This is a genomic window from Anaerococcus sp. HMSC065G05 (assembly GCF_001812365.1).
Classification (GTDB): Bacteria; Bacillota; Clostridia; order Tissierellales; family Peptoniphilaceae; genus Anaerococcus; species Anaerococcus vaginalis.
Genome location: NZ_KV808719.1, coordinates 119,635 through 146,265 on the forward strand (window position 1 = coordinate 119,635; position 26,631 = coordinate 146,265).

General features: G+C 26.1%; 32 protein-coding genes. 1 reads left to right on the top strand and 31 read right to left on the bottom strand.

The window, feature by feature from the left end:
* The 25 genes from HMPREF2852_RS06870 to efp all read right to left on the bottom strand — a co-directional run.
* On the bottom strand, window positions 1–1,176 hold a 1,176-nt coding region (locus tag HMPREF2852_RS06870), incomplete at its 3' end, for a V-type ATP synthase subunit A (protein WP_070607029.1).
* A complete protein-coding gene (locus tag HMPREF2852_RS06875) occupies window positions 1,160–1,780 on the bottom strand; it encodes a hypothetical protein (protein WP_070607032.1) in 621 nt (206 codons plus the stop codon). The genes HMPREF2852_RS06870 and HMPREF2852_RS06875, both read right to left, overlap by 17 nt.
* Before the next feature lie 14 nt (window positions 1,781–1,794).
* The gene (locus HMPREF2852_RS06880) at window positions 1,795–2,031 is read right to left on the bottom strand and encodes a V-type ATP synthase subunit F (RefSeq protein ID WP_070607035.1); all 237 of its coding nucleotides are present in this window, start codon (window positions 2,029–2,031) and stop codon (window positions 1,795–1,797) included.
* Between the two features lies 1 nt (window position 2,032).
* Complete coding sequence (locus HMPREF2852_RS06885; RefSeq protein WP_004838899.1) at window positions 2,033–2,458, bottom strand: ATP synthase subunit C; 426 nt, start codon at window positions 2,456–2,458, stop codon at window positions 2,033–2,035.
* A gap of 10 nt (window positions 2,459–2,468) precedes the next feature.
* On the bottom strand, window positions 2,469–3,425 hold the full coding sequence (locus HMPREF2852_RS06890; protein ID WP_261668213.1) for a V-type ATP synthase subunit I: 957 nt from the start codon (window positions 3,423–3,425) through the stop codon (window positions 2,469–2,471).
* A complete protein-coding gene (locus tag HMPREF2852_RS10140) occupies window positions 3,422–3,883 on the bottom strand; it encodes a V-type ATP synthase subunit I (RefSeq protein WP_261668206.1) in 462 nt (153 codons plus the stop codon). Before HMPREF2852_RS10140 ends, HMPREF2852_RS06890 begins: the two co-directional genes overlap by 4 nt.
* Window positions 3,884–3,895: 12 nt before the next feature.
* Entirely contained in the window at window positions 3,896–4,768 is an 873-nt protein-coding gene (locus tag HMPREF2852_RS06895; protein ID WP_070607038.1) for a V-type ATP synthase subunit I domain-containing protein, read from the bottom strand.
* 4 nt (window positions 4,769–4,772) lie between these two features.
* Complete coding sequence (locus tag HMPREF2852_RS06900) at window positions 4,773–5,750, bottom strand: V0D/AC39 family V-type ATPase subunit (protein ID WP_070607042.1); 978 nt, start codon at window positions 5,748–5,750, stop codon at window positions 4,773–4,775.
* Between the two features lie 20 nt (window positions 5,751–5,770).
* Entirely contained in the window at window positions 5,771–7,129 is a 1,359-nt protein-coding gene (gene miaB / locus HMPREF2852_RS06905; RefSeq protein ID WP_070607045.1) for a tRNA (N6-isopentenyl adenosine(37)-C2)-methylthiotransferase MiaB, read from the bottom strand.
* A gap of 71 nt (window positions 7,130–7,200) precedes the next feature.
* Complete coding sequence (locus tag HMPREF2852_RS06910; protein ID WP_070607047.1) at window positions 7,201–9,276, bottom strand: bifunctional 4-hydroxy-3-methylbut-2-enyl diphosphate reductase/30S ribosomal protein S1; 2,076 nt, start codon at window positions 9,274–9,276, stop codon at window positions 7,201–7,203.
* Window position 9,277: 1 nt separating this feature from the next.
* Window positions 9,278–9,868 carry a lysophospholipid acyltransferase family protein gene (locus tag HMPREF2852_RS06915; protein ID WP_004838905.1) on the bottom strand — a complete coding sequence of 197 codons (591 nt, stop codon included), beginning with the start codon at window positions 9,866–9,868 and terminating at the stop codon, window positions 9,278–9,280.
* Entirely contained in the window at window positions 9,858–10,508 is a 651-nt protein-coding gene (gene cmk / locus HMPREF2852_RS06920; protein WP_004838906.1) for a (d)CMP kinase, read from the bottom strand. The genes HMPREF2852_RS06915 and cmk overlap by 11 nt, the downstream gene beginning before the upstream one ends.
* A complete protein-coding gene (locus HMPREF2852_RS06925; RefSeq protein ID WP_070607050.1) occupies window positions 10,501–11,727 on the bottom strand; it encodes a BaiN/RdsA family NAD(P)/FAD-dependent oxidoreductase in 1,227 nt (408 codons plus the stop codon). The genes cmk and HMPREF2852_RS06925 overlap by 8 nt, the downstream gene beginning before the upstream one ends.
* A gap of 2 nt (window positions 11,728–11,729) precedes the next feature.
* Entirely contained in the window at window positions 11,730–12,425 is a 696-nt protein-coding gene (locus HMPREF2852_RS06930; RefSeq protein WP_070607054.1) for a pseudouridine synthase, read from the bottom strand.
* A complete protein-coding gene (gene scpB / locus HMPREF2852_RS06935; protein WP_070607057.1) occupies window positions 12,415–12,951 on the bottom strand; it encodes an SMC-Scp complex subunit ScpB in 537 nt (178 codons plus the stop codon). The genes HMPREF2852_RS06930 and scpB overlap by 11 nt, the downstream gene beginning before the upstream one ends.
* Window positions 12,944–13,657: a segregation and condensation protein A gene (locus HMPREF2852_RS06940; RefSeq protein WP_070607060.1), complete on the bottom strand. Its 714-nt coding sequence runs from the start codon at window positions 13,655–13,657 to the stop codon at window positions 12,944–12,946. The genes scpB and HMPREF2852_RS06940 overlap by 8 nt, the downstream gene beginning before the upstream one ends.
* Window positions 13,647–14,186, bottom strand: coding sequence for an NUDIX hydrolase (locus HMPREF2852_RS06945; protein ID WP_004838911.1), 540 nt, complete (start codon window positions 14,184–14,186; stop codon window positions 13,647–13,649). Before HMPREF2852_RS06945 ends, HMPREF2852_RS06940 begins: the two co-directional genes overlap by 11 nt.
* Before the next feature lies 1 nt (window position 14,187).
* Window positions 14,188–15,879: a DNA repair protein RecN gene (gene recN, locus HMPREF2852_RS06950; RefSeq protein ID WP_070607063.1), complete on the bottom strand. Its 1,692-nt coding sequence runs from the start codon at window positions 15,877–15,879 to the stop codon at window positions 14,188–14,190.
* Window positions 15,880–16,332 carry an arginine repressor gene (locus HMPREF2852_RS06955; RefSeq protein WP_004838913.1) on the bottom strand — a complete coding sequence of 151 codons (453 nt, stop codon included), beginning with the start codon at window positions 16,330–16,332 and terminating at the stop codon, window positions 15,880–15,882. It lies immediately after the preceding gene.
* Window positions 16,329–17,162, bottom strand: coding sequence for a polyprenyl synthetase family protein (locus HMPREF2852_RS06960; protein ID WP_261668210.1), 834 nt, complete (start codon window positions 17,160–17,162; stop codon window positions 16,329–16,331). The genes HMPREF2852_RS06955 and HMPREF2852_RS06960 overlap by 4 nt, the downstream gene beginning before the upstream one ends.
* Window positions 17,155–17,349 carry an exodeoxyribonuclease VII small subunit gene (gene xseB, locus HMPREF2852_RS06965; protein WP_019117596.1) on the bottom strand — a complete coding sequence of 65 codons (195 nt, stop codon included), beginning with the start codon at window positions 17,347–17,349 and terminating at the stop codon, window positions 17,155–17,157. Before xseB ends, HMPREF2852_RS06960 begins: the two co-directional genes overlap by 8 nt.
* The gene (gene xseA, locus HMPREF2852_RS06970; RefSeq protein ID WP_070607068.1) at window positions 17,339–18,520 is read right to left on the bottom strand and encodes an exodeoxyribonuclease VII large subunit; all 1,182 of its coding nucleotides are present in this window, start codon (window positions 18,518–18,520) and stop codon (window positions 17,339–17,341) included. Before xseA ends, xseB begins: the two co-directional genes overlap by 11 nt.
* Window positions 18,521–18,910, bottom strand: a complete 390-nt coding sequence (gene nusB, locus HMPREF2852_RS06975) for a transcription antitermination factor NusB (RefSeq protein WP_019117594.1) — start codon at window positions 18,908–18,910, stop codon at window positions 18,521–18,523.
* A complete protein-coding gene (locus HMPREF2852_RS06980; protein ID WP_019117593.1) occupies window positions 18,910–19,224 on the bottom strand; it encodes an Asp23/Gls24 family envelope stress response protein in 315 nt (104 codons plus the stop codon). Before HMPREF2852_RS06980 ends, nusB begins: the two co-directional genes overlap by 1 nt.
* A 10-nt stretch (window positions 19,225–19,234) precedes the next feature.
* Window positions 19,235–19,792 (bottom strand): elongation factor P, encoded by a 558-nt coding sequence (efp, locus tag HMPREF2852_RS06985; RefSeq protein ID WP_004838919.1) that lies wholly within the window; start codon window positions 19,790–19,792, stop codon window positions 19,235–19,237.
* Window positions 19,793–19,932: 140 nt separating this feature from the next.
* Between efp and HMPREF2852_RS06990 the strand changes: the two genes are divergently transcribed.
* The gene (locus HMPREF2852_RS06990) at window positions 19,933–21,108 is read left to right on the top strand and encodes a nucleotidyltransferase family protein (RefSeq protein WP_070607071.1); all 1,176 of its coding nucleotides are present in this window, start codon (window positions 19,933–19,935) and stop codon (window positions 21,106–21,108) included.
* A gap of 20 nt (window positions 21,109–21,128) precedes the next feature.
* Here HMPREF2852_RS06990 and HMPREF2852_RS06995 read toward each other — a convergent pair whose 3' ends face one another.
* Genes HMPREF2852_RS06995 through HMPREF2852_RS07020 form a run of 6 tightly spaced genes read right to left on the bottom strand, consistent with a single transcriptional unit; the run spans window position 21,129 to window position 26,560 of the window.
* Window positions 21,129–21,611, bottom strand: a complete 483-nt coding sequence (locus tag HMPREF2852_RS06995) for an ATPase (protein ID WP_070607074.1) — start codon at window positions 21,609–21,611, stop codon at window positions 21,129–21,131.
* A complete protein-coding gene (coaD, locus tag HMPREF2852_RS07000; RefSeq protein ID WP_019117590.1) occupies window positions 21,611–22,105 on the bottom strand; it encodes a pantetheine-phosphate adenylyltransferase in 495 nt (164 codons plus the stop codon). The genes HMPREF2852_RS06995 and coaD overlap by 1 nt, the downstream gene beginning before the upstream one ends.
* The gene (rsmD, locus tag HMPREF2852_RS07005; RefSeq protein ID WP_070607077.1) at window positions 22,083–22,643 is read right to left on the bottom strand and encodes a 16S rRNA (guanine(966)-N(2))-methyltransferase RsmD; all 561 of its coding nucleotides are present in this window, start codon (window positions 22,641–22,643) and stop codon (window positions 22,083–22,085) included. Before rsmD ends, coaD begins: the two co-directional genes overlap by 23 nt.
* On the bottom strand, window positions 22,643–24,622 hold the full coding sequence (locus HMPREF2852_RS07010) for an ATP-dependent DNA helicase RecG (RefSeq protein WP_070607080.1): 1,980 nt from the start codon (window positions 24,620–24,622) through the stop codon (window positions 22,643–22,645). Before HMPREF2852_RS07010 ends, rsmD begins: the two co-directional genes overlap by 1 nt.
* 5 nt (window positions 24,623–24,627) lie before the next feature.
* Window positions 24,628–26,199, bottom strand: coding sequence for a DAK2 domain-containing protein (locus HMPREF2852_RS07015; RefSeq protein WP_070607083.1), 1,572 nt, complete (start codon window positions 26,197–26,199; stop codon window positions 24,628–24,630).
* A gap of 7 nt (window positions 26,200–26,206) precedes the next feature.
* On the bottom strand, window positions 26,207–26,560 hold the full coding sequence (locus tag HMPREF2852_RS07020; RefSeq protein ID WP_070607086.1) for an Asp23/Gls24 family envelope stress response protein: 354 nt from the start codon (window positions 26,558–26,560) through the stop codon (window positions 26,207–26,209).
* Window positions 26,561–26,631 lie beyond the last annotated feature (71 nt).

Here is a 26,631-nt window from a genome sequence, read left to right on the forward strand (position 1 = left end):
AAAATCTCCACCTGTTGGAGAAACTGCTCCAATAAGAGTAACAGAACCATGACTTCCATTTAAATTTATAAAATCGCCTGCTCTTTCATAAAATTGTGAAAGTCGTGAGCCAAGATAAGCTGGGTATCCTTCCTCCGCTGGAATTTCTTCAAGTCTTGCAGAAATTTCTCTTAAAGCTTCTGCCCATCTTGATGTAGAATCTGCCATCAAAGCAACATCATAGCCCATATCTCTAAAATATTCAGCCATAGTTATTCCTGTGTAAATACTCGCCTCTCTTGCAGCTACAGGCATATTTGAAGTATTTGCAATAAGAATTGTTCGCTCCATTAATCCTCTGCCTGTATTAGGATCAATAAGATTAGGAAAATCTTCGAGAACTTGAGTCATTTCGTTACCACGTTCTCCACAACCAATATAAATAATTATATCTGCATTAGAATATTGAGCTAATTGGTGTTGAAGCATAGTCTTTCCTGTTCCAAATCCTCCAGGAATTGCAACTGTTCCTCCCTTTGCAACAGGAAAAAATATATCCAAAACTCTTTGACCAGTAAGTAAAAGTTCACTTAAAGGTTTATTTCTTTTAACTGGTCTTTGAACTCTTACAGGCCAATATTGATACAATTTTAATTCTTCAATTTTTTCTATAGTTTTAACTTTTACAATTGTATCTTCAATACAATATTTTCCATCATCTAAAACTTCTACAATTTCTCCATCAAAATTTGACATTAGCCTATGTTCAATTATTGGACTTTCATCAATAGTTGCATATATTTGACCTTTTTTTATTTTATCGCCAACTTTTACTTTGATTTTTACATCCCATTTTTTCTCTTCATCAAGATTTGAAAGCCCAAGTCCTGATGGAATAAAAGAGCCATGATTTAAAGCAATTTTATCTAGCGGTCTTTGGATTCCATCAAACATATTTCCAATCATCCCAGGGCCAAGTCTTACTGATAAGGGTCTATTTGTTTTTATTATTTCGTCATTTATTTTCAAACCTGATGTATCTTCGTAAACTTGAATTATTGCATAATCCCCATCTATTGAAACAACTTCTCCAATAAGTTTAAGTTTACCTACAGTTACCATCTCTCTTATTTTTAAATCTGACGCATTTCTAGCCTTTATTACTGGACCATTTATAGATTTAATTGTTGGAGTCATTCTTATCCTCCATTTCTTTTTCAAATTCATCAGAAATTATTTTATAAAATTTGCTTCCTATTTCATATTTATAATTATCTAATTTTTTTTCTAAGGAATAATCATATTGATAAGTTAAATCTTTATTTTTTATAATAAAGCCACCTATTTTTGAATCATCCATTTCTTCTGTTTTAAAATCAAATAATTCTTGGTCAGATTTTTTTACACATAAAATCAAATTTTTATCATTTTCTGATAAATTCTTATATATTTCATTTGCCCTTATTGCAAGTTTTTTCTTATATTCATTACTATTTGAATAATTTTTTAACTCATCTTTAATTTCTTCAATTAATTCATCAAGCAAAGATTCTTTGAATTTGTTATATGAAGTTTTTTTATTTTGAGAAATATTTGCAATTTTTTCATTTTTTCTTGCATTGGCAAATTCTTTTCTTTTTTCTATATAAAGCTTATAATTTTTATCTAAGTTATCCTTAATTTCATTTAAAGTTTTTGAAGAAAAGTCTGTTGAATTATATAATTCTTTTTCGCTTTTTCTTTTTTCATTTGACCAAACCATCTTCCTAAAGCTTGAAATTTTTGCACTTAAATCTAGCATTTAAGTCTCCTTTACTAATCTAAAACTACTACTAAAGGAGTAGCATTTTCTACCCTATAATTTTCTACCTCATCTTTTATTTTTTCATAGCAATATTTTGAAAATATAATTAAAGCTAAGTCTTTTTCTTTTGTAAAATTTTTAAAATTATAAGATATTTCTTCTTCATTTTCTAAAATCAAACCATCAATTCCTCCAAGCCTAAAGCCAAGAAGAAAAGATAAGTCATTTGTAATTACTTTTGCTTTCATTTTAAGCAAATAAAATCATTATAGAAATAATTACACCAAAGATTGCAATACCTTCAGCAAGTCCTACGAAAATTATTGTTCTTCCAAGAATTGATGCATCTTCTGAAATTGCTCCAAGAGCTGCTGAGCCTACTTGACCTACTGCATATCCTGTTCCTATTGTTGCAAGACCTGTTGATAAGGCTGCACCAATATATTTCAATCCACTTGCTGTTTCACTAGCACTTCCAGCTGTAGCTGCTTTAACACCGTTTGGTAAAACTAAAACCAAAATCATAACCATTATTGGTATAAATGTAGATAAATTTATTTTTAAAGCTTTTCTTATTTTTTCTTTTGAGCTATCTTCATTATTTTTTAATAGATATAAACCTGAATAAATTGTTATAACAACGCATGCTAATGCTAATATTGAAATTAAAATCATTATTTTCTCCTTATAATTTACTTATTGGACTAAATTTTTGTCCATCTCCCTTATAATATTTACTAAACATTTCATAAAATTCTAATCTTAAACCTTGAATAAATACAATCATTCCTTCAAGTCCTATTATTAAAATATTTCCAAATATTAAAATAATAATTCCTATAATTCCTCCGCCAACAAGCTTACTCATAACTTCAAATGCCATGTATAAACCGACGTGGTTTATAGCAAACGCACCTACTCTTGTAAAAGAAACAAGATTTGAAAATACAGAAAGCAAAGCTTCAATTATAGAAAATGAGCTTTCTATATAATAATCAGCAGAAGATTGATCATATATTGGATTAATTCCTAACATTTTTCTAGAAATTGGTTGTTTAAATATCATCAATATAATTGATAATACAAGTAAAGTTATTGAAAATTTCATTGGCAATGGATTAATTTTTACAATATTTAAAATGATTAAAATAAATGAAATCATCATAATTAATCCTGCTATACCTTCTTTCCCAAAAACTCCTTCTTCTAAATCTTTTTGCTTGTGAAGTTTATTATAAATTCCTAAGATATAGGATATAAGAATTAGAATAACTCCAAAGGCAACTGAAGCAACTAAGACTTTTAAAATATTATCAAATGGTTTAATTAATAATGTTGGTATTAAATCTTCAATTCCAAAAAATGATCCATACATTATGCCAAAAAAGCAAGCAGAAAATCCTATTCTTCTTACTAATTGACCAAATATTTTATTTTTCTTTTCTACTAGAAAACTAGCCAATATAAAAATTAATCCCTGTCCTAGATCACCAAACATCATTCCATACAAAAGCATATAAGTTATTGCGAAAAATCCTGTAGGATCTATTTCATTGTAGTTTGGTGCTCCATACATATTAACCAAAAACTCAAAGGGCCTGGTTAGTTGATTATTTTTTAATTTAGTTGGTGGGTTTGCTATTGTCTGGCTATTTTTTTTTGATCTACCAAACTGTCTTCATATTTCTCTACAGAATTTTTTACAACTTGTAATTTTGATTCTGGTACCCAACCTGAAAGATAAAAATACTTTCTACCTTTTAACATTTTATCTTTTATTTTAGAAGACTTCTTATAAAAATCTATAGTCTTTGGAAGGTTTTTCAATTCATCTATATTATCAATTTTGATTTTTTCTAGATTTTCATTTATCTTTTTAAGCTCAATTTTATTTTCTTGGTATTCTTTTTTTATTTCTTCTAAACTTTTATTTTCTGGAATATCCTTATCAATAAAACCCAAAGATGAAATTGTTCTATTTACTTCATCTTCAACACTTTTTGGATAAACTAAAAGATAATCTTCATTCCCACTTTCAATAGATTGGTTTATATTATTTTCATTCTTATCTTTAAATCCTAATTTTTCCAATAATTTCATAAAACCTGCCTTCTAGTCAATAATCTTTTCAAAGAATTCTTTTACTAACTTATCTTTCTTTTCATTAAAAACTTTTTTACTTTCTAATTTTTGCTCTTCGTAAAATTCTTCTATTTCTTTTTTCTTATAATCCGCTTCTTTTAAAATATCATCATAAATTTTATTGGAATCATCCTTAGTTTTTGAATCATAATTTTTGTTTAGTTCAAGACTAACTTTATTAACATTCTCTTTTTCATTTTTTAGTATTACATCAGTATCATTTCTTAATTTTGTCGTTTCATCATCAATACTATAAATACTTTTTAAAGCTTCTTTATTAGTTTTTATATTTGGATCATTTTTTTGTAGATGGATAATTAATGATGGTATCGATTCGTAATTATTTTTTAATATAAACCTACCGTCTTTACTAACTTCTCCCAATCTATAATTAAAATAATTTAAATTTGTTATTTTATTTATATTTATTTCTTCATTTTCAAGTGCTTGTAAGTTATTTATATATTCTTCAAGCTTTTTGTTTCTTTCTTCTAATTCTTTTTTCTTTTCTATATTATCTTCAAGCATTTTTAGCAAATTTTTAAGTTTTTCATCATTAATTCTTTTTCCATTATCGGAATCTTCTAAATTCAAAAATTCTTTAATATCTTCAAGATTTTTTATAAAAGTAGAATCTATTTTTTCAAAGCTATCTAGCTCATTAAAATCTTCAGTTTTATCGATATTTTCTTCGCTAGCTTTTATAGAAAACTCTCTGTTTTGTACTTGTCTAAAAGCATCAACTTGATCGAATTCATCAATGTTAATTAAATCATCAAGAAAATCATCTAAATTTTCAAGTTTTGCCATTATATTAACTAAGTGCATTTTTTCAACAGCCATTTTATCACCTCTTTATTATATAATGCTTCTTTTCATCCTTATCAAAAGTTTCATCAAATTCAAGCATACTTATGATATTTTTATTAGAAATTTCCATCATATCAACTATATAAATTAATTTTAGTAAATCATATTTTGAATTATTTAATCTTTTTGAATTATCACTCAATAAATCTTGCTTTGCCTTATAGAAATTAGAGGAATTATTAAATAATGAATTATAAGGACTTCCTAATATTTTTTCCTTAACTTTATCTAGACTTAATTTTGATAATTTTTTCAAATCTTCTGTTTTTAGATATTTGCCTCCTTCAATTAAATAATTAAATATTTCATAATCATTTAAAATAAAGTAGTTTTTTAACCTAAATAACATTTCAATATTAAAAATATCAATTTCATTACCTATAAATTCTCTAAGCTCCTTGCCAAGATTTTTTGGAAGTTTTTTAGTTTCTTCTAAAAGGTCTCTATAATAAAATTTATTTAATGAATTAGATATTAGAAAAATTATAGAATCTTTTTGCATATTTTCATTTAAAAACGGATAAAGAGTTCTATAGTACCTAGTTGACTTAGATTTTTCTACAAAAGTTTGAAAATCATCATCTTTTGATACATTTATATTTTGAGAAAATTTTTCTCTTTTTATAATATCTAAACTGTCTTTCAAATGCTCATTTAAAATCGCCTGAACAATTAATTGAATTAATTGTAGTTCGAATTTTGAAATATATTTTATAAAGAAATTTTTCTCTTCTCCTTTAAGAAATTTCAAAAATGAATTTAAATCGTCGTATAAGCTATTGGAAAGAAAAATTTCCACATCTTTTTTAGAGTAAATATTAGGTATTTCACTTTTATTTGCTCTAATAATATCTAATTTTCTTTCCAAACTATCTTCATACAACAAATCTCTACAAATTTCTTTACTAGGTAATTTCCCAAGTTTAGCTTTTGCTTTTACTACATAAGCTTTCATAGTGCCTTCTTTCTTAATATTTAATCTTGGACTAGTTCTCCTGATATTGTAAATGAAGTGTTATCTGTGATTTTTACTTTTACGATTTGCCCTATTAAATTTTTATCCGCTTTAACATGAACTAATTTAAAAGTATCTGTCCTGCCTGTTAATACATTTTTATTATTTTTACTTTCAGATTCTAACAAGACTTCAACAACTTTACCTACATATTCCTTATTTTTTTCATTAAATATTGGATAAAGAGTATCCAGTAATCTATCAAACCTATCTTGAACAATTTTATCATCAATTGGTTCTAATTTAGCAGCTTTTGTTTTAGGTCTTGGAGAATATTTAAAAGTAAAAGCAGTATCAAATCCTACTTTTCTACAAACATCTAAAGTTTCTTGAAAATCTTCTTCTGTTTCAGTAGGATAACCTACAATAATATCCGTAGAAATTGCAATACCAGGAATATCTTCTTTTAATTTTCTAGCTTTTTCTAAATATTGCTCTTTATTATATTTTCTATTCATATCTTTAAGAACTTTGTCAGAACCTGATTGCATAGGGAGATGAAAATAATTACATATATTATCATTTTCTTTAATAACTCTAATTAAATCATCAGATAAGTCTTTTGGATGACTTGTTGTAAATCTTAATCTTTCAACTCCTTCAATTTTTGCACATTTTTCTAAAAGTTCTGGAAAAGTTACATTAAAGTCTGATTTGTTTCCATAAGAATTTACATTTTGTCCTAAAAGTGTGATTTCTTTATAGCCATTTTTAACTAAATTTTCAATTTCTTCAATAATGTGAGATGGTCTTCTACTTTCTTCTCTTCCCCTTGATTGAGGAACTATACAATATGAACAGAAATTATCGCAGCCTCTCATTATATTTACATAAGCTTGAAAATTATTTTTGCTATTATAATTTACGTAATCATCTTTTACATTATCTTCTGAAACATCAATTACTCTTTCGCCTGTTTCTAAATATTTAAATAAAAGATCTGGCAAAGAATTTATATTTTTAGTTCCAAAAATTATATCAACTTCTTTATGTTTTTTCTCTATAACTTCTCTAGCAACGCTAGTTTGCATCATACAACCTGATACTGCTATAATTTTTTCAGGATTTTCTTCTTTTAATTTTTTTAAACTTGATACTTGACCATAAAGTTTTAATTCAGCATTCTCTCTTACAAGACATGTGTTAAATAAAATAAAATCAGCATCATTTCTATCATCAGTTTTTGTATAACCTAAATCTTCTAATATATAAGAAATTCTTTCAGAATCATGTTCATTCATCTGACAACCAAAGGTTGTTATATTATATTTTTTATTTTCAAAATAATTCTTATATTTTTCATTATTTTTTAATTGCATATATCTCCTTACAGCTAAAAAAGAGATGATCTAGACCATCTCTTTTTTGTATAATTGTAATTTATCAGATATTATTCTTCAGTAGAATCTTCGTCTTCTATTTCTATACCTGATAGTACTTCTTCTATAGCAAATCCAATGTTATTATTTAAATCATTATCGCCAAATTCGTTGTTTGCTTCTTTCTTTTCAGCTTTTCTTTTAGCTTTAGCATTAGATCTGTTTTTGTTTTCTTCGTTATTTCTTCTTGGTTTTCTTTCAGTTCTTTCTGGAGCTTCTTTTAAAGCTTTAATTGAAAGACCAATTTTTTCTTCTTCTGGATCGATGCTTAAAATTTTAACTTCTACTTCATCGCCAACATTTAATTCATCTGATGGTTTTTCAACATGATCCCATGAAATTTCAGAAACGTGAATTAATCCTTCAACTCCTTCGCTAACTTCAACGAAAGCACCAAAGTCTAAAAGATTTACAACTTTTCCTGTTATAACATCTCCAACTTCATGTTCATTTGTAAATTCTGCAAATGGTTTTTCAAGAAGTTGTTTTCTTCCAAGTGAAATTCTATTTTTTTCTTTGTTTAATTTTAAAATTTTAACTTCAATATCATCGCCGATATTTAAAACATCCTTTGGATGTTCTACTCTTGTCCAAGCTATATCAGATACGTGAAGTAATCCATCAAGACTTCCTATTTCAATGAAAGCACCAAAATCTGTAAGTCTTGCAACTTTTCCTGTTATAACTTGCCCTTCTTCTAATTCATCCCATTGTTCATCAAGTTTTTCTTCAACAATGTCTTTTCTTGATAAAACTAGACGATTTTTTCTCTCATCTATTGAAATGATTTTAAGATCCCAATGTTCTCCAACAAATTTTTTGAAGTTTTTAACAAAATATGGAGCTATTTGGCTTGCAGGAACAAATCCATTGATTCCCATAACTTTAGCTGTAAGACCACCTTTGTTTGCTCCTGTTACATCACCTTCAACAGTTTGGTCATTTTCGTAAGCTTCTCTAAGGTTTTTCCAATTTTTCATTCCTTCTACTCTTCTAGTAGATAATGAAACATTGCCTTCTCCATCATCAAGTTTTATAACATAAACTTCTACTTCTTGACCGATTTCAAAATTATCTTTTGGATTTTCTCTTTGTTCTTCAGTCATTTCATCTAATTTTACAATACCATCTGCACGATATTGAATGTCTACGAAAACTTCATCATCTTTCACATCAATAATTGTTCCGTTTACAACATCTCTAGGATATATTTTTTTCATACTATCTTCAATGCTGTTCATTAATTCTTCATTTGTTAAATCATCCATCCTATTAACTACCTCCTCGATAACCTGATCTGGTGTGGACGCACCAGCGATTACCCCTATTATATTAAAATTTGAGAGCTTTTGCAAAGGTAGATCTTTAACAGTTTCTATTCTTTGAACATTCTCACAATACTTTTGTGCTATTTGATAAAGCTTGTTTGTATTCGAACTATTAAAACCACCAACAACAATCATACAATCAACTTCTTTTGATAGGCTCTTACATGCTTCTTGCCTTAATCTTGTAGCATTGCAGATTGTATTTTCTATTACTACATCATCATTCGTCTTCTCTAACTCATGAGCAATATTCTCAAAAAAATCAATTCTGTTTGTTGTTTGACTAACAACATAAAGTTTTGACATATTTGTAATATTTTTTGCTTCAGTCTCATCTTTTATTATTATACCATTATTTACGTAAGATGCCATAGCTTTTATTTCTGGATGTTCTTTATCTCCAATAATTACTACGGTGTATCCTTCTTTTTCTTTTTCAATTATTTTTTTGTAAATATTTAAAAGAACTGGGCAAGTTGCATCAACAACTTCATTAGAATTATTTTTAAGATTTTCTTTTAGTTTTTCACTTACTCCATGGCTTCTTATTACTATTTGTGAATTTTTTATTTTTAAAACTTCATTTTCATCTACCACACTTGCGCCTTTTTTTTCAAGCATTTTAACTTGAGTTGGATTGTGAACCAAAGGCCCTAGTGTATATGTTTTTATATTTTTTTCGCTTGCTTTATTTGCAAGGTCAACACTTCTTCTAACTCCATTACAAAAGCCAGAATTTTTTGCTACTATTACTTTCATCTCAAACCTTTCTTAAAAATTTGTGATTTTCATACATTTTCTCATAAGTTTCATCCATAATTTTTTCCATTGCATCTTTTGATTTATATTTTTCAAAATCTTCAATTTGTATGAGATTTTTTATGTATAAATCTGTTTTACAAAATGGCTTATAAGAAGATATAATTTCTATTGTTAATATATCAGTTTTTGATTTAAGTGCAATATATCCTGCACCATCTTTTATATTTTCTCTTTTTATTTCCTTAACTCTTGTTCCTTCAGGAAATATTCCTAAAATTTTTCCTGTTTTTATTAATTTTATTGAATCTCTTAAAACCGATAAATCTTTTCCATCTCTTTGAGCTGGTATTGCATTTAAAGATTTTAATATATTTTTTAAAATTGGTATTTCAAATAATTCTTTTTTTGCTATAAAATGAATCTGCCTATCTAAAGCCATTGCAACAAAAACCGGATCAAGAAAAGATTTGTGATTTGCACAAACAATAAATTTTCTATCTTGTGGAATATTTTCATAACCGTGTACTTTTATCCTAAACAAAGGTGTTGCTATTAATCTCAATATTAAATATATAAATCTATAAAACATCTTCTTTGTCCATTTTATTTATAATTTCTTCTATAGTTTCATCAATTGTTAAATTTGAAGAATCTATTTCTATGGCATCTTCTGCTTTTTTTAATGGAGAAATTTCCCTGTGTGAATCTAAATAATCTCTTTTTTCTATATCTTTTTGAATTTCTTCAAGTGATTTATCAATTTCATTTTGCTCATAGCGTCTTTTTGCCCTAACTTCACTTGATGCTACTAGAAAAAATTTGTACTTTGCATTAGGAAAAACTACAGTGCCTATATCTCTTCCATCAAGAATAATTGATTTATTTTGAGAAATTTTTCTTTGCATATCTACTAAATATTTTCTAACTAAGAAAATAGATGATACCCATGATACATTTTCAGTTACTTCCTTATTTCTAATTTTTTCGCTTACATCTTTTTCATTTAAAAATACCTTGTCACCTTTTATGTCGATATTAATTTTTCTAAGCAAATCTATATCAATTTTGTCTGATTTTTTTATATTATTTTCTAAAAAAAATAAGGTTACTGCCCTATACATTGAACCTGTATTTAAATATGAAATTTTTAATTTTTTAGCCAAAATATTTGCTATTGTGCTTTTTCCTGATCCACTTGGTCCATCTAAAGCTATAATAAAATTACTCATTTTCCCTCCTTAAATCCTTAGCACAAGCATAGGCTTGTGAAAATGCAATTTGCAAATTATATCCTCCTGTAAGAGCATCAACATCTGTAACTTCCCCAACAAAATACAGACCAGAAACTATTTTTGATTGCATATTTTTAGGATCAAGTTCTTTGCAATCAACTCCACCTGAGGTTATAATAGCATTTTTTATTTCGCTTAATCCATTAAATTTTAAATGAAAATATTTAATTTCTTTTATTAATCTAAATCTCTCATCTTTTGTAATTTGGTTTGCTTTTGTATGAAAATCTATATCTGATCTTTTTAAAACTACATCTACAAAAGCATTTAGCAATAATTTTTTTAAAATATTTCCTACATCTTTATTAGAATTATTTTCAAAATCTCTTATAAGCCTATTATCTAATTTTTCAAAATCTAGACTTGCTTTAAGGTCAATATACATATTTTTGACTTTTTTTCTATTAATTAGTGATGACATAGTTAAAACAATAGGTCCAGTTATGAAATTTTTTCCTATTAGCATTTCTCCAAATTCACTAATTTTTTTATCTTCGCACTCCGCATTCAAGCTTATATTTTTTAAAGAAATTCCATTTAAGCTATCCAAGTCATCATCTAAAAATTTAATTGGACAAAGAGCCGGTTTTGTATTAATAATTTTATGAGAAAAATATTTTGCAAATTTATAACCATCGCCAGTTGAACCTGTCAACGGATATGAAAGACCTCCTGTTGCAATTACAACTTTATCAAATTCATAAGAATTGTTTTGGGTAAGAACAATAAATTTATTTAAATCTTTGTCTTTATAGATTTTATTTACATTTTCATTTAATTTTAAATCTATATTTTTTTCTTTAATAAGTTTTTCAAAAAATTTAATTACATCATTTGATTTTTCACTTTTTGGAAAAACCCTATCTCCTCTTTGGGTTGTAAGTTGTAATCCCTTATTTTCCAAATAATCCATAAGAGCATAATTATCAAAATTTGTAAATGACGAATACATAAACTTCTTGTTTACAAGAATATTATCCAAAAATTCATCAAAAAATTTGGCATTAGTAATATTACACCTGCCTTTTCCGGTTATAAATATTTTCTTGCCAATTTTGTCATTTTTTTCTATTAAAGTTATTTTATTTTTTTCGTTTTTAGCATTTATAGCAGTAAAAATACCGCCTGCTCCTGCTCCAATTATTCCAATATCCATTTTTATAAACTTTCTAAATATTCCACTTCTTTTTTACTTAATTTTTTATAATCTCCATCTTTTAAATCATCAAGACAAATTTGTCCTATTTTTATTCTTTTTAAATCTAAAACTTTTATTTTGAAATATGAAAACATTCTTCTAATTTGCCTATTGTAGCCTTGATGAATTGTAACTTTGTAAGTGATTTTTTCTTTATCTATTAAAGAAATTTTTGCATCTGATGTTATTTCTTTTTGCGATAATTTTACCCCATCCATAAAAATTTTTTCTTGGTAGGGTGTAAGTTTTTTATCTACCTTAACTATATAAATTTTATCAATTTTTTTACTTGGATGAATTATTTTATTTGTTATTTTACCATCATTAGTGATTATCATAAGACCATGACTATCTTTGTCAAGCCTTCCTGCACAAAAAAATCTCTCATCAATATCAAGCAACTTATTTAAATCTTTTTCGTTGTGAGGATCATAATTTGATGAGATATATCCAATTGGTTTATTTAATTTATAGTAGAAATTTTTTTGGATTTTTAAAATTTTTCCATCAATTTTAACTTCATCTTCTTCTTTTACCTGATATGATAAGTCTTCTAATTTATTTCCATTTACAAAAACTTTGCCGTTTTTTATATATTCTTCGCTTTTTCTTCTTGATGCAAATCCTGTTTTTGCTATATATTTATTAATCCTCATCAATTTCTCCATCTATTTTTTCATCAATTTTTGGCAATTGGTCAAGATTTGAAATATTAAAATATTTTAAAAAAAGATCAGTTGTAATATATATAATAGGCTTTCCAATTTTATCAAGTCTACCATTTTCTTTTATAAGTTTTTTATCTAAAAGAGAATCTATTGTTGATTGGGACTTTACTCCTCTTATTTTATCAATTTCTGCTCTTGTTATTGGTTGCTTATATGCAATAATTGATAGGGTTTCTAGAGATGAATTAGATAAATTTTTCTCCGATTTTTTTACTATATTTGAAATATATTTTTCGTGATCTGGTCTGGTTGCAAATTGGTATTTATCTTCATATTTTTTTATAATAAGTCCCGAAGATTTTAAATTCCTGTCATCAACCATCTCATTAATTGCCTTTCTTATTTCAGATTTTTCGGCGTCAAATATAATTTTTCCAAGATCGTTGATGTCAATCGGCTCGCCCCAAATATATAAAATTTCTTCAATAATTCCTTTTAAGTAATCACTATTCATTCTTATCCCTTTTTACTATCAAAAATTCATTTATATTTTCTTCTTCCAAGTATATTTCCTTTAATCTTACAAGCTCAAGAAGTGCTAAAAATGTTCCTATACAAGCATCTTTTGATTTTATTTCATCTGTAATTTTATTTAACCTTATTGACTTGGTAAATTTTAATGTATTTCTTATTTTTTTAATATAATCATTTACATCAAGTCTTTTAATTGATTTAATAAGATCTGGTTTTTCTATTTTTTCATTCTTGTAAGCTCTTATTAATTTTGTAAATTCATTTTTTAAAATATTAACATCTTTACTAATTATTTCATCTTTTGACTTATATTTTGATAAATCTTCTTGGTATTTTGTATAATAAGATTTCGCTTCATTTTCAAGAGTTTTCAAATCATCTTCTACGCTTTTTATTTTTTTATACTCTATAAGATATGAAATAAAATCTTCTTCTACTTTATCATTTTTATCTTTTGGCATCAATTTACTAGATTTTATGTATAACAAAATAGAAGATATATAAATAAACTCACTTAATTGACCAAGAGGAATATCCATTTCATTGATAGCCTCCATGTAAGGGCTTGTTATATCTTCTATTTTTATGTCATAAATATCTACTTTTTGTTTTTCTATAAGTCTTAACAAGACATCAAATGGTCCTGTGTAAACTTCTAAATCAATATTTAAACTATTACTTTTCATCAATCAATCTTTTTGCATACATTACAGCTATTATTGTTTTAGCATCAGTGATTTCACCATTAATTACCATATTATAAACATCTTCAATTTTATATGATTTTTTTTCTAAAAATTCATCTTCATCTAATTCTAATTTTGATTCTTCCAAATTTTTAGCCAAAAAGAATGATAATTTATCGTTTGTAAAACCAGGAGATGCGTGCATATCAAACAAATATTCAATATCTAATGGTTTATATCCAATTTCTTCTTGCAATTCTCTTTTTGCAGTTTCAATTGGTTTTTCATTTACTTCAACCAAACCAGCAGGAATTTCTAAAGTGAATTCATCGATCGCCTTTCTATATTGACGTACCAAATAAATAGAATCTTCCCCATCAAAAGCAATTATTCCTACGCCTTTAACGTGATCTACTATTTCTCTTTTTGAATACTTTTTATCAGGCATTTCCACAGTTTCAACTCTCAAAGAAAGAATTTTTCCTTCGTAAATGTTGTCAACTTTTATCGTTTTTTCATAATTATCCATACTAATTTCCTTTTCTTAACTCTTCTGCCATTTCTATCATTTCTTTTGCAGATTCCATTGTTTTATCTGTAATATCAACGCCAGCCAAAAGCCTAGCTATTTCTTTTACCCTATCATTTCCTTTAATATTTGTAGATTTTGATATAGTTAAATCTTTTTGGTCAAATTTTTCTATAAGAATATGATTAGTAGATAAAGATGCTATTTGTGGAAGATGACTTATAGCTAAAATTTGTCTTTCTTTTGATAAGTCTAAAATTTTTTCTCCAACAATTTGAGCTGTTCTACCGCTAATTCCTTGGTCGATTTCATCAAATATCATAGTATCAATTTTATCATAATCTGCAAAAATTTTTTTAAATGACAATACAATCCTTGAAACTTCTCCGCCAGATGCGGTTTTTGATAAGGACTTTAAATCTTCTCCCTTGTTAGTTTTAATGAGAAAATCTATATCATCAATTCCATTAGAATCAATTTTGTTTTTATTTTTAAATAAAACCTTAAAATCCCCATTAATAATATTTAAAGATTGTATTTCACTTTTTATTTCCTTTTCCAAATTTTTAGATTTTTCTTTTCTAATTTTTGAAAGTTCTAGGGACTTTTCTTCTAAATTTTTATTTATATTTTTTATATCTTTGTCAATATTTTTCTTTAAATCACTTATTTTTTCTAATTCTTTTAATCTCAAAGAAATTTTATCATAGTATTCTATAATATCTTCAATTTCATTTCCATATTTTCTTTTCAAATCGAAAAGTTTTTGATTAATCATTTCAAGCTCGTATAATCTTTCAGGATTTTGATCAAGCTTATCCTTATAATTATCAAGCTCAGAATAAATTTCATTTACTAAGTCTATAACAGTATATATTTTATCATTAACTTCTTCAATACTCTTGTCTATTTCTGAAAAATCCGATAAATTTGAAGATAAATTAGCTAGTAATGAGCTAATAGATGCTTTGTCATAATCAAAGGAAGAAATTAATTCTTCACTACTTTCAATACTTTCTCTAAGCTCAGTTATAGAATTTAATTTTTTATATTCTTGGTCAATCTTTTCTTCATCAATATTTAAAAGATCAATTTGTTCAATATCATCAAGTTGATAATTAATTAATTCTTTTTCTCTTGAAACTTCTTCTTGGGATAAATTAAATTCATCAAACTTTTTAAGCAAATTATTTTTTTCATTGAATAATTTATTAATTTCATTTTTTAGTTTGATAGTTTCTTTATCTTTTTTGTAGGCATCAATAATATCAAGATAATTTCCCTTATCCATAAAAATATTTGAATCGCCTTGTTTGTAAATATCAATTAATAATGAAGAAATTTCTTTTATCAACGAAAGATTTGCTACTCTTCCATTTATTCTAATTGATGAAGATTGTTGGTTTATGGTTCTTGTAATAATAAGTTTATTATCATCAAATGTAATATCTTTATCTTCTAATTTTTTTATTGTATCTTCATCCAAATTAAAAACTGCTTCTATAATTGTTTTATCATCAAATTTTCCAATTATATCTTTATTTGTTCTTTTTCCCAAGACAATATTGATAGCTTCTAAAATCAAACTTTTTCCAGAACCAGTTTCTCCAGATAAAACATTAAATCCGCTATCAAAAAATAAGTGATCTCTTTTGATAATCACTAGGTTATTAATAAATAACTCAGCTAACACTTATTTCACCATACTTCTTATTGTTTCAATCAAATCGTCAATTTCATCTATATTTTTTGGTGTTATAAATATAGTATCAAGTCCTGTTACAATTCCACCAATATTTTCAAGTTTTGCATTTGTTATATACAAACCACAAACTGTTGCAGTATAAGAAATAGTTTTTATAACAACTAATTGGTAAGATCTTTCTACAGATAATACAGATTCTTTAAATATTTTTTCCATTCTTTCATTTAATGAATCATAAACAGTATCTATTACTGTATATTTGTATTCATAATCATCTGTTTGTACTTTTGATATTCTAAGCTCTTTTATATCTCTTGAAATTGTAGCTTGAGTAGCATCTACTCCTTGATCTCTTAATAATTTAGAAAGTTGACTTTGTGTTTTTACTTCATTATTTTGAATAATATCTAATATAAGTCTTTGTCTAGTGTATTTTTTCATTTGATCCTCTCTGTTAAATAATCAATTAAATAAATGTGAAAATCATTGTTTTTAAAGCCCTTAATATTTTCTTTAGCTTTTCTATTAAAGTCTAGTAGTAATTTTTTTGCATCATCAATAGAAATACATGATAAAATATTTAATTCAAACTCATCATATTTGTCTAAAATATCGTCTTGAAGTTGGAAAGCAAGTCCTAGATAATATGCATAATTTTCTAATTTTTCTAGCTTATCTTTTTCAACATTTGCATACAAAGCTGCCATCATAATTGCAGCCATAAAAAGTCTTGCAGTTTTATTTTTATAAACATCAAGAATATATTCTATATTTTCATCCTTTTTTGCCTTTATATCAAAAACTTGCCCTTTTATCATTCCATCTTTGCCACAAGCTTTAGCCAAATATTTTCCAGCTTCAAGAAAACGTTGGTCATATATACTCAAATCAAGAATGATTTCAAAAGCATAGGACAATAAACTATCTCCAACCAAAATCGCAAGATCTTCTCCATATTTTTTGTGGACTGTAAGTTTTCCTCTCCTATAATCATCATTATCCATACAAGGCATATCATCATGTACCAAAGAATAGGCATGAACCATCTCAAGTGCCAATGATAAATCAATTATTTTTTCATCAACTGACTCTTCTCCCAAAAGCATTTTTATAGTTTCCAAAAAAACTACAGGTCTTATTCTTTTTCCAGAATCACTTGCATAAATCAAGGCCTTACTTAAAGGATTATCTTCATCAAATTTTTTTATCATTGCCCTATCGATAATATTTTTGTCAGCAATTAAAATTTTATCAAATTTTTCCTTATTCATTTTTGTCATTATTTATTATCTCAACCTTTGCCTTATAATCATTGATTTTTTTATTAAGTTTATCATAGATTTCTTTTGCCTCTTTATAAATTTCAAGGCTTTTATCTATATTATCTTTATTTTCTTCTAAATCTTTTAACAAAGATTCCATTTTTTTATAATTTGCTTCAAATGTGTTATCCATCATAAATCTCAGCTTTCACTTCTCCGTCACTAAAAACTATATTTACCTTATCCTTATCTTTTAAGGAATATTTAGAATAAATAAAATTGCCATCAAAATCCTTAATAAAAATACTTTTTTTCTTAATATCCAAAATTGATTTTAAAGAATTTAGCTTGTATTTTAAAATTTCTAAATTTTTTTCTTTTTTTTCAATGTTTAAATTTAAATTATTGTTGATTTTTTCAAATATTTCATTTACATTTTTAGTTTTTTCATCAAGTAATTTATCTAAACTATAAGAATCTAAGCTATTTTTTAAATTATTAAGTTTTAATTCTTTTAATTCAATATTTCTATTTAAAGTTTTTTGGATGTCTATAAATATTTTATTTATATCTTGTCTGATTTTTTTATAATTTCTTACCAAATATGAGCCTGCTTCTGTTGGCGTTTGCAAGGACAAATCACTAACTAAATCTGTTAAAGATAAATCTATTTTGTGTCCTATGGCTGAAATTATTGGACTTTTCGCCTTATATATTTCTTCTACTATATCTTTTTCATTAAAAACTTTTAAATCTTCTTTGCTACCACCTCCACGGGTAATAACAATTGCATCCAAGTTTTTTTTATCAAGAACATTTATTGCATTAATTATTTCATCTTTTGCACTAAGTCCTTGAACCTTTACTGGATAAAGATAAATATTTATGTCTGAAATTTCTTTATTTATTACAGATAAAAAATCTACTATAGCCGCTGATTTATCTGAAGTTATAAGGCCTATTTTTTTTGGATAATCGCAAATAGTTTTTTTGGTATCTTTATCAAAATAACCTTTTTTTAAAAATTCTTCTTTGATCTTTAGAAATTTTAAATATTCTTCTGACAAGCCCTTTTTTTCTATATTATTTACAGATATAGATATTTTGGAAAAAAAGCTATTGTAAATCAAATTTCCATCTACAATAACCTCATCCCCATTATTAAAGTCTTCTATATCCTTTTGTTCATAATAATAAATCACACAATCAATAATTTCATTTTCCTCTTTTAAAGAAAAATATATATGATTGTGAGATATTTTGTAGTTGGCTATTTCACCTTTTACACTTACGTTTTGAAATAAAGGATCGTGCTTAAAAGAAGTTTTTATATATTGGTTAAATTGTTTTACGCTTAAAGATTTCAATTATTTTCTCTTTTCTGCAATTTTACCTAACACGCTGTTTATAAATTTATATCCATCACTTGTTGAATATTCTTTTGCAATATTTACAGCCTCATTTATAGAAACACTTATAGGAATATCTAAATTTTCCATTTCATTAACGCTCAAAAATAAAATTGACCTATCAACTTTTGCCATTCTTTGTAAAGATTTTAAGCCTATTTGTTCTGCAATTATATTTTCTAGATTATCATAATTTTCTATATATGATTTTAATGACTTATATAAAAAAGAATCTTTATTTAAATCTATCTCATGATTAATAAAGGCTTGGTCTATATCGTCAATATTCTTTATTTGATTTTCAAATATTAACTTAAATACCCAGTCTCTTTGTTTTGCCCTATTCATTATATTACTAAACTATTTACTTCGACATTTACTCTCTTTACAGATAAGCCAGTCATAGTTTCAACTTGTCTTTTTACATTTTCTTGGACATTTTTTATTGTTTTTCTCACATTTACATCTGCACTAAGTACAAGATTTAAATCTATAATTACAAAGCCATCCATTACAGAAATTCTTGTATCTTTTTTTGCTTCCTTATTGGATTTTGTGTTTGATTCAATTACACCATTTACTTCGCTACAAGCTTTTTTAGCTATTTCTTCAATAGTTTCATTTGCAATTTTAACACTTCCAAATTTAAATGCTCTTGTCATTTTATCTCCTTTATACTCTGGATAAATATTCCCCTTTTCTAGTATCAATTTTTATAACATCTCCCTCATTTACAAAAACTGGAACATTTATAATTGCACCTGTTTCAACTTCTGCAGGTTTTGTTACATTTGTTGCTGTATCTCCCTTAACTGCTGGTTCAGTTTTTACAACTTCAAGCTCTACAAAATTAGGCGCCTCAATTGAAAATGGATTATTTTTATAAAATCTCATTGTAGCAGTATCATTTTCTTTTATATAAGGAATTGCTTCAGAAACTGCATCCTTATCAACAGGAATTTGTTCAAAAGTTTCTGGATCCATAAAATAATATAAATGTCCGTCGTTGTATAAGTATTGCATTTCTTTTGTAGAAATAATAGCTTGTTCAAACTTTTCATTTGGGTTAAAAGTTACATCTTTATTTCCGCCTTGCATAACAGATTTTATTTTTGCTCTTACAAAAGCTGCACCCTTACCTGGTTTTACGTGTTGGAAATCTATTACTTGATAAACATCTCCATCATATTCAAAAGTTATTCCTTTTCTTAAATCATTTGCTGATATCATATATCCTCCTAATAGGTTGTTTTCTAATATTATACCACTTATATTTTATTTTTTAAATAAAAATGTAAAATTATGTAATAATCTAAAATAAATTTTCACTTTATTTTTTACAATTTGATATAATAATAAAAGGAGTTGTCATGAAAAAATTAGCAATTATTTCAGAATATAATCCATTTCATAATGGACACAATTATATACAAAAAAAATCAAGAGAGATAACAAATGCAGATATAGTTATTGCAATAATGAGTGGAGATTTTGTTCAAAGAGGAGAAATAAGTCTTATAGACAAATACAAAAGAGCAAATTCTGCAATGCTTTCTGCAGATTTAGTTATTGAAATGCCTTCATTTATTTCTTTACAAGCAGCAAATCTTTTTGCTAGAAAAAATATAGAAATTTTAAATAAATTAGAAATTGATTATCTTTCATTTGGAATTGAAAATATTAGTGAAAAAAATTTTATAAAGACTTGTGAGAAGATATTTGAAAATGAAAATAGAATAAATATTGATACAAAAACTTTTCTAGATGAGGGAATGTCTTTTGCAAAAGCATCATATCTTGCCTCAATCAAATATATAGAAAATAAAGAATTTTTTTCCGCAAATAATATACTTGCTTTAGAATATCTCAGAGCTATAAAAAAACTAAAAGCAAATATAGAAATTATACCAATCAAAAGAAAAAATTCTATGAATAAGGATGTTGAATTAAGAAAAGATTCATTTTCTTCTTCTAGTTCTATTAGAAATAACATTGAAAATATAAAAATTAAAGATTATCTTCCAAGACTTTCTTATAATTATCTAAAAGAATTTAAAAATGAATACAATATATTTCCACAAAATGATTTATTGTATGAGATTTTTAGGTATAAAATTTTAATAGAAGAAAAAAATATGGATGATATTTTATGTTACGAAAATGGTATGGAAAATTATCTAAAAAAAATAGCAAAAGATGAAATATTTTATAAAGATTTTATTAAAAATTCTACAAGCCAAAGATTTACAAAATCAAGGATAAAAAGGCTTATGATAAATTACCTATTAGAAAATAAAACTTTCTTTAATGAAGTTGATATAAATTTTATAAAAGTTTTAGCTTTTAATGAGAAAGCAACAAAATTATTTAAAGAAACAAATCTTAATATAATTATGCAAAAAAAAGATATAGAGAAATTAAATAAAGAAAATAAAATAATTTTTGAGCAAATGATTAAGGCATCAAATTTATATTCAATGATTATAGGAAGACAATTTGATAGCGATTATAGAGAAAAAATCTCAATTAAAAAATCCTCATATTAGAGGATTTTTTAATTGAAATTTTATTTTTGATTTAATATATGTTGTTTATTTTTTTCCAATGATTGTGCCAATTGGTTGAAGTTTTCACTTGATTTTGTAAATAATTGGTCAATGTATTGGTATGATTGTTGTTTAATTTTATTTGCTTCTTGGTTTGCTTGTTCAAGAATTCTTTGCGCTTCTTGTCTAGCCTCTGCTGTTATTTGATGTTCTGAAATCATTCTTTGATATTGGCTTTTAGCTTGTTCTTTGAAATTTTTGATTTCATTATTTGCATTTTGTACTTTAGATCTTGCTTCGTTTTCTGCTTCTTGCAAAATTCTTTCTTTTTCATCGTTAATCCATTGAGCATTTTTGATTTCTGTTGGAAGAGAATCTCTCATATCTCTAACAATTTCAAAAATTTCATCTGGATCAACTGAAACCTTTCTTGAAAATGGAACAGAACTAGCATTATCCATTATATCTTCAATTTCATCAATTAGTTCGTTAATATTTGCCATTAGTTTTTTCCTCCTAGTTTATTTTTTTCATATATAGCTTTTTTTACATTTTTTGATACAAATTTAGATACATCTCCACCAAAACTAGCTAGCTCTCTTACTCCACTTGAGCTTATAAATGAGAATTTCGGATCAGAAAGTAGAAATATAGTTTCAAGATCTTCATATAAGCTTGAATTAAATTGAGCAATATTCATTTCATACTCATAGTCTGTAACTGCCCTTAAACCCCTAACTATAATTTTTGAATTTTCTTTTTTTGCAAAGTCAACTAACAAACCTTCGAAAGTTTTGACTTTGACATTATCTAGTTGAAATTCTTTAATTTCATTTTCTATTAATTGTTTTCTCTCTTTAATTGAGAAAAGAGAGTGCTTGGCTTCATTTATCAATATAGCAATGACTACCTCATCAAACATCTTATTTAATCTTTTTATTATGTCTAAGTGTCCGATTGTAATAGGATCGAAGCTACCTGGATATATCACTTTCATAGCAATAAATTTTTATGATTTTCCTTCCATATTTTTTTTCTTTAATCAAATTTAAATTAGTCATATCAGAAAAATCAATATTCCTATCTGATTCGCTTATTATTATACCATTTTTATTTAATAAATGATAGGTCAATATATATTCTAGACTAATTTTCAAATAATCTTCTTTATAAGGAGGATCTAGGTATATGTAATCAAAAGTTTTATTTTTTTCTTTTAAAATTTCCAAAACTTTTCTAAAATCCCCTCTTATAGTTAAAGCATTTTGACTTTGAATTTTTTCTATATTTTCCTTGAGTATTTTATAATTTGAATTATTTAATTCTCCAAAAACAACCTCTTTTGCACCATGAGATAAAAATTCTATTCCCATTTGCCCTGTGCATGAAAATAAATCTAAGGCTGTAAAATCTTTTTTGTAAGGATAAAGCATAGCCATAACTGCTTCTTTTACCTTATTATCTGTAGGTCTTGAATTGTTAGCTTTTGGAGATTTTATATTAAATCCTTTATATTTTCCAGCTACTACTCTCATTAATTTAACACAATCCTTTTGTCTATATTAAAATATCTTTCTAAATAAGAAAAATTAACTCCTTCAAAATTTTTATCTTTAAGATATGTAAACATTTTAAAGCAAAGATTTATTTCATCTTCTTTTAAATTAAAATAATTTACATCATCAAGATTTTTTCCATGTTGAATTGTTGATAGAATTTTTCCAGCACCTCTTAGTTTCAAATCTTTTTTTGCAATTTCAAAACCGTCGTTTGAATTTTTTATTATATTTAGCTTACTTCTCTCATCAACTTTTTCGCTAATCAAATAGCAAAATGATTTATAAGAGCCCCTACCTATTCTTCCTCTAAGTTGGTGTAGTGATGATAAACCAAAATTATTGGCATTATAAATTATCATACAATTTGCATTAGATACATCTATTCCAACTTCTATAACTGTAGTAGATATTAAAATATCAATTTTACCATCAGAAAAATCTCTAAGAATTTCTTCTTTTTCACTTGCCTTTAACTTTCCGTAAAGTTTTTCAATTCTAATATTTTTAAATCTTTTTTTATAGCGTTTATATAAATTCTCTAAAGAATTTATATCATCACTCTCTATAGAATCACTTACAACATAAACTTGCCTACCACTTTTTATAAAATCATCTATTTTAGAAAACAGGCTATTTTCCATTGATAAAAGAACAAGTTCAGTTATAATTTCTCCTCTACCTTTTGGAAGTTCAGTAATTTGAGATAAATCTAATAATTTTTTCATCTTCAAAAAAAGTGTCCTTGGAATAGGAGTTGCTGTCATTGTTAGGTAATTTGCATCATTACCTTTTTCATATAAGGCTTGTCTTTGTCTAACTCCAAACCTATGCTGTTCATCCGCAACAATTAATTTCAAATTTTTAAATTCCACATCATCTACAATAAGAGCATGTGTCCCAATAACAATATCTATTTCGCCATTTTTAATTTTCTTTTTAAGATCTTCCTTATTTTTTGTTGATGATGTTAAAAGTGAAATTTTTAGTCCGAAGCTTTCAACAAAATTTTTATTTTTCTCATATTGTTGAATTGCCAAGACTTCTGTTGGAACCATCATACAAGTTTGGTAGGAATTTATAGAAAAAATAATCATTACAATTAGTGCAATAATTGTTTTACCACTTCCAACATCCCCACACAAAAGCCTATTCATAATAGACTTACTTGTAGAATCTTTTAAAATTTCAATCAAAGACTTATATTGACTTGGTGTCAATTTAAAATCAAGCTTATTTAAAATATCATTTAGATTATATTTTAAATTTAAATCTTGGTAGGAATTTTCTTTTTGCATTACATAAATAAAAATCAATTCCTTCAGTAAATCTATAATTTTAATTTGACTTTTAGCACTTTTTAAATTTTCAAGGCTAGTTGGGAAATGAATTTCCTTCAAATTTGAAAGTTTATCCGAAAAATTAAAGTCATCAAGAACTTTTTTATCTAATAAAACTTGATTTTCATCAAAAAATCCCAAAGCTTGACCTATAAAATCAGATAAATTTTTATTAGTCAAAGATTTTGTAAGCGGATATATAGGTACAATATTTCCAATTCTATCATCATCTATATCTGTAAATTCTGGATTATGACACTCAATTTCATAACCATTTTTTACGATTTTTGTATAAAATTTATATGTTTGTCCGATTTTTAAGGATCTTGGCGAAAATTTGTCGTTAAAAAATACTATTTTTATTCTTTTATCATTTTCACTCGCATAAAGATAAGAGATAGAAAATTTTTTACTATAATTTGTATAAAGCTTTGATTCTATTTTCCATTCAAAATAATGTTTATTTCCATCAAAACCATGGGATAAGTCGTATTTTTTTGACCTATCCTCATATTCCCTAGGATAATAATTATATAAATCTTCTAGCTTATAAATTGATAATTTTTCTAAATATTCTTTTTTCTTTTTGCCTAAACCTTTTAGGTCCAAAAGATCCATCTATCCTACTCCAAGGTAATAGTGTAATAATATAAAGGTTGTCCACCATAAATCAATTCTACATCGCAATCTTTGAATTTTTTTTGAGCAAATTTTTGAAGTCTTCTGGCTTCCTTATCTTCTATGTCTTCTCCATAATATATGGTTATAAGAGATGTGTTATCATCGACAGCCTTTTCCAATGTTTCTCTAGCAGTTTTTTCTATTGTTTTTTTGCTTGTAACAATACTATTGTCAACTATTCCAATGTATTCATCTTTTCTAATTTCTACATTATTCACATTTGTATCTCTAACTGCTATAGTAACTTCCAAAACTCTTACATCTTCAATCGCATCGTTGAAATTTTCCATATTTTCATCTAGTGATTCATCTTCATCAAATGAAAGTAGGGCAGAAAAAGATTCTGGAATTGACCTAGTCTCAACTACTCTACAAGTTTTATCAGACAATTGACAAGCTTGTTTAGCACTCATAATTATATTTTTATTATTAGGGAAGATAATAATATTTTCGCTATCTACTTTCTCAATTGCCTTAAAAATATCTTCAGTTGAAGGGTTCATAGTTTGCCCACCAGCAATAATCCTATCAACATTTAAACTTTCAAACACTTTATCATAGCCTTCTCCCCTTGAAACGGCTATAAATCCATATTTTTTAGATGGTTTTTTGTTTACTTTTATATCATTCAATACATCTGGATTAGTATTTTCAACATTCATCGTCAAAACTTGTCCATATTTTGAAACCACTTCTAAAAGTTCCTTTATACCATCGCAATCAAATGAAAGTCTCAAAATTCCATTATCAAAATCTTCTGTCAACGATGTAGAAAGTTCATTTAATTTTTCAAGTAAATCATCTTTTTCATCTTCACTTATGCTTACTGATAGGTCGATATTATAGTCTTTTGATGGCAAATCTTCAATTTCAATTTCTGATAAATCAGTTTCAATATCAATTTCCCCATTTAAGGCTTTTAAAGCGCCTTCAAGCAAAAACATCAATCCTTGCCCACCAGAATCTACAACCTTAGCCTCTTTTAAAACTGGCAATAAATTTGGAGTATCAAGCAAAGCCTTATGACCAGCTGCAATAATTTTATATAAATACTTATCAATATCAATGTTATTTTCAAAAGAGTTATTTGCTTCTTCTGCCATCAATCTTGACACAGTTAAAATTGTTCCCTCAGTAGGTTTCATTACAGCCTTATAAGCAGTCTTATTTGCAACTGTAAAAATATCTCTTATACTTTCAGCATCAATAATATCCTTACCTTTGATAGCTTTAGACATTCCCCTACAAAGTTGTGATAAAATTACACCAGAATTTCCTCTTGCTCCCATCAAAGTGCCTTGGCTTAAAGCCTTAGCAACATCATAACAAGACGAAGTTTCAGTATCCTTTACTCTTTCTACACCAGATTTCATTGTCATAGTCATATTTGTTCCCGTATCCCCATCTGGAACAGGAAAAACATTTAAGCTATCGACAACATCCCTTTTCTCATTAAGTAGTTCAAAAGCTTTAATAATAATGCTTTTGAACTTATTACTATCGATTTTTTTCATATTTCTCCTAACTTCTAATTCCTTGAACTAAAATATTTACACTAGATACACCAACATTAAGAGAATGTTCAACATTATATTTCACATTTTCAATTATATTTTGGCATACAACTGCAATTCTTACACCATAATTTAAAAACAATGATATATCTATAGTCACAGTTCCATCTATATTTCTTAAAACTTTTACACCTCTATTCATATTATCAAAGCCTAAAAGTTTATAAAACCCATCTTTTGTACTTCTGCTAGCAAGACCTACAACACCATAGGATTCCATAACAGAAGCTGCAGCAATATTTGCAATTACTGTTTCTGAAATACTAACTTTACCGTAATTGTTTTTATACTTAATTGCCATAAACTCCTCCATTTTATTTTTTTATATATAATTTATTATACCATAAATAGTAAATATTTATAATTGTACGT